This is a genomic window from Neisseria basseii (assembly GCF_962707005.1).
In the GTDB taxonomy this organism is placed as follows: domain Bacteria; phylum Pseudomonadota; class Gammaproteobacteria; order Burkholderiales; family Neisseriaceae; genus Neisseria; species Neisseria bergeri.
In genome coordinates this window covers 84,905-92,270 of the sequence record NZ_CAUIXH010000007.1, presented here as the reverse complement: position 1 = coordinate 92,270, position 7,366 = coordinate 84,905, and the positions used below count along the sequence as shown (strand labels likewise).

Sequence of the window (7,366 nt, the reverse complement as noted above, 5' to 3'; positions counted from 1 at the left end):
TTTGACGGTTCAGGTATTGTTCGATCGGCTGCCAATCAATCACTTGATCCAACTTCAATAGTGGGAAGTGGTCGATGTGTTTGGCAATCATGGCTTGGGCGGTTTGCTGGAAGAAGGTGTTCATGAGAAATCCCCTAAACGTCTTGGTGGGAATTTAGGGGATTTTGGGGAATTTTGTAAAGGTCTCAAGCGGCGAACCGGTTATCTGCAACCGGTAAAACAAAAGCGACGATAACCGTCGCTTTTATAAAAGTGCAAGGGAGTTGCAAATAGTGCAATAAACTGCCAAAGTTTTTTTTCAGAAAATGCCGAGATTTTTCTTGGTGTGCTTCATCCGCCGTGGCAATCGGCATCAAACCGCAGAACAGCACGTAATCCGCCCTGTCCTTGCCGCACGGATATTCGGCAATCGCCAAATTCCGCCCTTTTTCTGGATACGTGCCTTTTTGGTAGTTCAGATTTTCCGTATCCGCTTCCCAACCGGCTTCGCGCAGTTGGGCATCAATCAACAGCAGCCAGGTTTATTTTTCATCCAAATTCTGCATCTGGCGGCTGTGGGCAAAATGTTTGTCCAATTGGTTGCGGCGTGCCTGTTGTTCTTTTTCGCTTTTCGCGGCCAATTCCGTGTGCAATTTTGCCAATTCCGCTTCTTGCGCTTTCAACAGGCGTTGCTCTTCTCCGTTGGAAACCGGCGGATTTTCTAGCGTACTTTGTGTCTGCAAATAGGCAGGATTAAAGGCTTCCGACACAAAATCTTCCTGCCCGTCGGCAAAAATGCGGCAAAACCACAATGCAATCTGCCACGCTGCCATCAAACTTTCTACCGCCGCTTTACGGTCGTCGTTAAATACGTGCGTTGCCGCATTGCCGGACTTACGCAAACCGTGGAAAAGATGCAGCATATCTCGATTAATGCCATAACGTGCAACTGTTTGAGCAGATCCGACTACGAACCGTTTTCCGACTCCGCCAGTCCATAGTTTGCCGCCACGGTTTTCTCCGTCAGCTCAGCAAACTGATGGGTTTTCATTATCAACATGTTGGAATCGTCGGCAAAATAGCGTTCTGCATTGCGCACAAGCGTAAACAGAATGGGGAAATCGGATTGGAGAAAGGTAAAGTTCGACCGCATCGGCAACTTCCTCGATACGGATTAGCGGTTATTCTTGGCTTTCTTTATTTTGATGGAAACGGATTTTTTACTTTTCCCCTTCTGCCCTTTCCCTCCTTTTTCCAATTTGCCGTTTGACGGGGTATTCTTCTTGGGTGGTTTGGCTTTTTTTCTTTTGGGTTCTGCATTGGGCATTTTGTTTTTTCCAGAATGCTTTCTGCCGGACGTGCCGCCCGCAATCAAGACAAAGTCAACTTTTCCGGTATCCAAATCTGCACGGGCCACTTTAATGGCAACCCTGTCCCCCATATTGAAACGGATGCCGCTGCGTTCGCCTTCGATTGCCATAATTTCGGGGCGGAAGTTGAAATAATCTTCGCCCAAATCGCTGATATGCACTAGACCGTCGATATGGATATCGTCCAAAGTGACAAATATTCCAAAATTTGCCACCCCTGAGATTTTACCTTCGAATACTTCGCCAACTTTATCGCGCATGTAATAGGTTTTCAGCCAGTTTTCCACGTCGCGGCTGGCATCGTCGGCGCGGCGTTCGCAGAACGAGGTGTGTACGCCCAAAGCCTGCCAGCTTTTGCTTGGCGTGTAGGTTTGTTGGTTCAACACGGCTTTGATGGCGCGGTGTACGGTCAGGTCGGGATAGCGGCGGATGGGGGAGGTGAAGTGGGCGTATGCTTCGTAGGCAAGGCCGAAGTGTCCGTCGCAATGCGGTTCGTAAACTGCCTGCTGCATGGAGCGCAGCATCATCACTTGCAGCAATTCGGCATCGGGCCTGCCTTTGAATTGTTCGGCAAGTGCGGCATAGTCTTTCGGCGACGGGTTGTCGCCGCCGCCAAGTTGAAGCCCCAACAGACCGAGCTGCTCGCGCAGGGTGGCGAGTTTTTCGGGCGTGGGACCCAAATGGTTGCGGAACAAAGCCGTATGCTTGTTTTTCAACAGAAAATCCGCTGAGCAAACATTCGCCGCCAGCATACATTCTTCAATCAGCTTGTGGGCTTCATTACGGACAACGGGAACGATTTTTTCGATTTTACCGTTATCGTCGAAAAGCATTTGGGTTTCGATGCTGTCAAACTCCACCGCGCCGCGTTCGAAGCGTTTTTTCTGAAGGATTTTGAAGAGTTTGTAGAGGGTGTCGATTTGGGCTTTGTGCGGATAGTCGATGCCGTCTGAAAGCCATTTCCAAACTTGGTTGTACGTCAGCCTTGCATGAGAGCGCATCACAGCGGGATAGAAGCGGTATTCTTTGATATTGCCCGCATAGGTAACGACCATATCGCACACCATACACAAACGCTCGACATCGGGATTGAGCGAGCAAATGCCGTTAGACAGGTTTTCCGGCAGCATCGGAATCACACGGCGCGGGAAATATACGCTGGTACTGCGTTCTTGAGCATCTGCATCAATCACATCGTCAGGGCGGACATAATGGCTGACATCCGCAATCGCCACGACCAGACGGTAATTGCGTCCGACTTTTTCGGCAAACACCGCGTCGTCGAAATCGCGCGCCGTTTCGCCGTCTATCGTTACCAAAGGCAGGTCGCGCAAATCGACGCGGCCTTTCAAATCGCTTTTGCGTACATGGTCGGGAATTTTTTTCGCGGCTTTGGCACACGCTTCGCTGAATTGGTGCGGCAAATGATGCTTGCGCACGGCAATTTCGATTTCCATGCCGCTGTCGGCATAATCGCCCAATACTTCAATGATTTTCGCTACGGCTGGGCGGTTTTGCTCGGGATAAGTCTCGATTTCGCCGACAATGACCTGACCGGATTCGGGTTTGAAATGCGCGACGCTGTTAGGTTCCAATACGATGCTTTGGTTCAGACGCTTGTCTTCCGGCTCCAAAATCGCCACGCCCCTATCCATATAGAAACGACCGACAACTTTGCTTTGCGCGCGTTCGACAATATCCAGAACCGTCCCTTCGCGCCGCCCCCTGCGATCTATGCCGGCAGGGCGGACGGTAACAATGTCGCCGTGCATGACACCACGCATCTGGCGTTCGTATAAAACGAAATCTCCTTCGCCCGTCGGCATGAGCGGTACGGCGAAGCCGAAACCGTCCTTATGCGCCTCGACGCGGCATTTGACCAAATCCAATTTGTCCGCCGCGCAAACCGCGCCCCGGCGGTTGATTAAAACCTGACCGTCCCGCGCCATCGCTTTCAGACGGCGTTCAAAAAAGACATACTCGTCTTCCGTAATCGAAAGCTCGCGTGAAAGCGATTCGATTTTTGAAGGCACACCTTTGCGCTCCAACAATTCAATTATCCATTCCCGACTGGGCAAAGGATGTTCATAACGCTGTTTCTCCCGACCCAAAAACGGATCTTTTTCCCGTAAATTTAAATATTTAATATTTTTGTTCATTTTGACCGTTGACATTCTTTTTATGACCTATATAATAGCGACTTCTTTGCGGAAAGACACTGTACCGCAAAACAGTAAATAAAGCAAAGCCCAGGTGGCGGAATTGGTAGACGCGCTAGCTTCAGGTGCTAGTATCCTCACGGGTGTGGAAGTTCGAGTCTTCTCTTGGGCACCAATCATACTTTGCTTTATTTAGATATTTATATTGCCCAGGTGGCGGAATTGGTAGACGCGCCAGCTTCAGGTGCTGGTATCCTCACGGGTGTGGAAGTTCGAGTCTTCTCCTGGGCACCAAATAATAAATTATCCCGATTGGGATAATTTTCCGCCATTAGAGAGGTGGATGAGTGGTTTAAGTCGCACGCCTGGAAAGCGTGTATACGTGAATAGCGTATCGAGGGTTCGAATCCCTTCCTCTCTGCCAAATACAAATCCCAAACTTTTACAGTTTGGGATTTTTTATTATTCAAACAATAATTTCATTGGGAAAATCCGTTATTGCCTATAATCGTCATCAACCGTTTACAACTATCCGTTACCGTTTTTTATGGTATGTTTTGCGGTATGTTTTACCCTCTTCCTAAGCCTGTAAGGACTCAAAAGGTGTACCCCTTCAAACGGCATTGTTCCACATGCTGCAAACCGAAAACCGATATGGCTGCACCGCATTCCAATCCGACCAACCTTTCCGAATATATCAGAACCTTAAAACGTGATTTGCCGTTCGGGGTTTCTGTTGCGGGCGAAGGGCTGCTGTTCCGGCATTCCGTTCTGCGTGGCAGGTTGTTTCAGCCGCTGCTTGCGCTGTTTTTCGGTCTGCTGCTTTGGATAGGCGGCGGAAACCAGTTGCTCGAATGGGGTGTTCCTCCCGTATCCGATTCGCTTTACAGCGTCTTGACGGCGGGTTTTGCCGTGTTTTGGATGTGGCGCATGGAGCGTTGGTGGTATGCGCTGACGACGTGCAAATCGGTTTATATCGATGATAAGGAACTGGTTGTTTATGGTGCGTTCGGGCGTGTCCGTTATCGCGGCAGGCATGATGCGGCATATTCCGTCCATGTGCTTCCGCATTCCCTCTACCAATGGCTGACCGGAGGCGTTGCGCTGCTGACCGGCACGAGCGGACGCGGTGTGTGGACGGGCATCGTTTTGGGGCTGCACCGCCATAACCTCGGTGCGACGCTGGCGCGGAAAACGCTGGCAGACCTGCCGGAGCAGCATCCTTAAGACGCGGCACTTCTGCGTTCAGACGGCATTGTTCTTGAAAACACCATAGACAATACCGCCCAACTGGTATAGTGTTCGTCCTGCTGCGGCATCTTTCCGATGACGCATTTTTTCAATATTAATTATCCGACTTACAAAGGTAAAAACATGACTGTCCGTACCGAACACGACTTATTGGGCGACCGCGAGATTCCCGCCGAAGTATATTGGGGCATCCACACGCTGCGCGCCATTGAAAACTTTAAAATTTCCACACAAAAAATTTCCGACGTGCCGCAGTTTGTCCGCAGTATGGTGATGGTCAAAAAAGCGACCGCACAGGCAAACGGCGAGTTGGGCGCGGTCAAGCCCGAAATCGCCGCCGCTATTGAAAAAGCCTGCGACGAAGTATTGTCAAACAACCGCTGCCTCGACCAATTCCCGTCCGACGTGTATCAGGGCGGCGCCGGTACTTCGGTCAATATGAACACCAACGAAGTGATTGCCAACCTCGCATTGGAAGTCTTAGGATACGAAAAAGGCCGCTACGACATCGTCAATCCGATGGATCACGTCAACGCCAGCCAATCCACCAACGATGCCTATCCTACGGGCTTCCGCCTTGCCGTGTATTACAGCATCGGCGAATTGCTGGAAAAACTGACCGTATTGAAAAACGCCTTTGCCGCCAAAGCCGAAGCGTTTAAAGACGTTTTGAAAATGGGGCGCACCCAGCTTCAAGATGCCGTACCGATGACGGCGGGACAAGAATTCCAATCTTTCCAAGTGTTGCTGGAAGAGGAAATCCTCAACCTTGACCGCACCCGCCAACTGCTCTTGGAAGTCAATTTGGGCGCAACGGCAATCGGCACAGGCGTGAACACGCCCAAAGGCTACGCCGAACTGGTGGTCAAAAAACTCTCCGAAGTCAGCGGCCTGCCTTGCAAACTGACTGAAAACCTGATCGAAGCGACCTCCGATTGCGGCGCATATGTGATGGTACACGGCGCATTGAAACGCACGGCGGTCAAACTCTCCAAAATCTGCAACGACTTGCGCCTGCTCTCTTCCGGCCCGCGTGCCGGCTTGAAAGAAATCAACCTGCCCGAATTGCAGGCCGGTTCTTCCATTATGCCCGCCAAAGTCAATCCCGTGATTCCCGAAGTCGTCAACCAAGTCTGCTTCAAAGTCATCGGCAACGACACCACCATCACTTTTGCCGCCGAAGCCGGGCAACTGCAATTAAACGTTATGGAGCCGGTCATCGCCCAATGTATGTTTGAAACCATTTCCCTCTTGGGCAATGCCGCAGTCAACCTGTCCGACAAATGCGTCAAAGGCATTACGGTCAACCGCGAAATCTGCGAGCGGTATGTCTTCAACTCCATCGGGCTGGTTACTTATCTGAACCCGTATATCGGACACCACAACGGCGATTTGGTCGGCAAAATCTGCGCCCAAACCGGCAAAGGCGTGCGTGAGGTCGTTTTGGAACGCGGGCTGTTGAGCGAAGAAGAACTCAACCGCATTCTCTCTCCTGAAAACCTGATGAACCCCCATCTGTAACGTTGCAGACAAATGCCGTCTGAAGAAGGGATGCTGCTTCAGACGGCATTTTCGGCATTCAATGCTGTTTTAGCCGCCACCCGATTCCGGCGGTTTGTCGGAAAAAGCCGGTTATTTCCGTTCGGGCAAAAATCTATCTTATTAATAAAAAAAACAATTATTTAAAACCATTCCTTAAAGCGCGCCCGCGCGGTATGCGGACACGCGGGATTATATACCGAACAGTACCTTGACCTCCGCCCAATAAAACAGGCAGGCGATGGAACACAGTGCCAACACGATTCCCGCCGTATTGATTGTGTTGATTTTTTCCTTAAAAAACAGTGCGCCCGAAAGCGTCCCCAAAACAATCACGCCGATATTCATACCGGCAAAAACCAGCGTGGGATTGTCCTTCATCATTTGGTGCGCGGTGATGTAGGTTACGATATTCATAAAATTCAAACCGCCCAAGAGTATGCCGCCGACCACACTCTCAACGCGCCATCTGACCGATTTGGCAAACAGGCAGGCAAACATCAGCACACCCGCCAGCACAAATGCAACCAGCAGGTTGCCTGAAAATGCCGTGCCGCTTTTGGCAAGCTGTTTGAACAGGATGTCGATAATGCCGTAACCTGCCCACACGCCCAGCAGCAAGGCCGCCTGCCGCCACGCGCTGCCTGATTTTTTGCCGCTGTCGCTTTTCCAAAGCAGGCAGAACAGTGCGGCAAATGCGAGGCACAGCCCGATTAGTTTGCCTTCGCTGAGTTTTTCGCCAAACAGCGTCAAGGCGGCAACAATTGGCAAAAACAGCGACAAACGCTGCGCCGCGTCGGATTTGACGATACCGGCGGCTTCTACAGATTTGCCCATTATCACGAATACGGACGGCAGCAGCACGCCCAAAGCGGCAAACAGCGGCCACGTCGGCAAAAATGCGCCGATATTGCCGATATCCGGCTTCAATACCAGCAGGGTCAGTATGACCGCGACCACATAATTGACGGCGACTGCCTGCGCGATGTCGATTTTTTTCTTTCTTGCCATTTTCAGCAAAATGGAAACCGACACGCTGAACACGATGCTGATTAACAGGTAAGCCAT

The 7,366-nt window shown here is 50.9% G+C and carries 7 protein-coding genes, 3 tRNA genes and 1 pseudogene; 5 read left to right on the top strand and 6 right to left on the bottom strand.

Features of this window, described 5'->3' with window-relative positions:
- From Q9I99_RS05630 to rnr, 5 genes and pseudogenes are all read right to left on the bottom strand, one after another.
- A pseudogene (locus Q9I99_RS05630) lies at nucleotides 1–124 on the bottom strand (IS5/IS1182 family transposase); the annotation flags it as partial.
- A gap of 61 nt (nucleotides 125–185) precedes the next feature.
- Nucleotides 186–509, bottom strand: a complete 324-nt coding sequence (locus Q9I99_RS05625) for a hypothetical protein (RefSeq protein ID WP_304666193.1) — start codon at nucleotides 507–509, stop codon at nucleotides 186–188.
- Between the two features lie 12 nt (nucleotides 510–521).
- Nucleotides 522–902, bottom strand: coding sequence for a hypothetical protein (locus Q9I99_RS05620; protein WP_301667124.1), 381 nt, complete (start codon nucleotides 900–902; stop codon nucleotides 522–524).
- A gap of 44 nt (nucleotides 903–946) precedes the next feature.
- Nucleotides 947–1,132, bottom strand: coding sequence for a hypothetical protein (locus Q9I99_RS05615; RefSeq protein WP_301667125.1), 186 nt, complete (start codon nucleotides 1,130–1,132; stop codon nucleotides 947–949).
- 21 nt (nucleotides 1,133–1,153) lie between these two features.
- Nucleotides 1,154–3,508, bottom strand: a complete 2,355-nt coding sequence (gene rnr, locus Q9I99_RS05610; protein WP_301667126.1) for a ribonuclease R — start codon at nucleotides 3,506–3,508, stop codon at nucleotides 1,154–1,156.
- Between the two features lie 88 nt (nucleotides 3,509–3,596).
- On the opposite strand from rnr, the gene Q9I99_RS05605 reads away from it, so the two are divergent.
- From Q9I99_RS05605 to aspA, 5 genes are all read left to right on the top strand, one after another.
- A tRNA-Leu gene (locus Q9I99_RS05605) sits at nucleotides 3,597–3,683 on the top strand.
- A gap of 32 nt (nucleotides 3,684–3,715) precedes the next feature.
- A tRNA-Leu gene (locus tag Q9I99_RS05600) sits at nucleotides 3,716–3,802 on the top strand.
- A gap of 39 nt (nucleotides 3,803–3,841) precedes the next feature.
- A tRNA-Ser gene (locus Q9I99_RS05595) sits at nucleotides 3,842–3,932 on the top strand.
- A 230-nt stretch (nucleotides 3,933–4,162) separates the two neighbouring features.
- Complete coding sequence (locus tag Q9I99_RS05590) at nucleotides 4,163–4,735, top strand: hypothetical protein (protein WP_301667127.1); 573 nt, start codon at nucleotides 4,163–4,165, stop codon at nucleotides 4,733–4,735.
- A 147-nt stretch (nucleotides 4,736–4,882) separates the two neighbouring features.
- Nucleotides 4,883–6,280, top strand: coding sequence for an aspartate ammonia-lyase (gene aspA / locus Q9I99_RS05585; protein ID WP_301667128.1), 1,398 nt, complete (start codon nucleotides 4,883–4,885; stop codon nucleotides 6,278–6,280).
- Nucleotides 6,281–6,490: 210 nt separating this feature from the next.
- Here aspA and Q9I99_RS05580 read toward each other — a convergent pair whose 3' ends face one another.
- Complete coding sequence (locus Q9I99_RS05580; protein WP_301667129.1) at nucleotides 6,491–7,366, bottom strand: DMT family transporter; 876 nt, start codon at nucleotides 7,364–7,366, stop codon at nucleotides 6,491–6,493.

What these genes read in the sequence shown, in the direction of transcription:
- rnr (WP_301667126.1), bottom strand. Translation starts at nt 3,508, where the DNA reads ATGAACAAAAATATTAAATATTTAAATTTACGGGAAAAAGATCCGTTT.
- Q9I99_RS05580 (WP_301667129.1), bottom strand. Translation starts at nt 7,366, where the DNA reads ATGGCTTACCTGTTAATCAGCATCGTGTTCAGCGTGTCGGTTTCCATT.
- aspA (WP_301667128.1), top strand. Translation starts at nt 4,883, where the DNA reads ATGACTGTCCGTACCGAACACGACTTATTGGGCGACCGCGAGATTCCC.
- Q9I99_RS05615 (WP_301667125.1), bottom strand. Translation starts at nt 1,132, where the DNA reads ATGCGGTCGAACTTTACCTTTCTCCAATCCGATTTCCCCATTCTGTTT.
- Q9I99_RS05590 (WP_301667127.1), top strand. Translation starts at nt 4,163, where the DNA reads ATGGCTGCACCGCATTCCAATCCGACCAACCTTTCCGAATATATCAGA.
- Q9I99_RS05620 (WP_301667124.1), bottom strand. Translation starts at nt 902, where the DNA reads ATGCTGCATCTTTTCCACGGTTTGCGTAAGTCCGGCAATGCGGCAACG.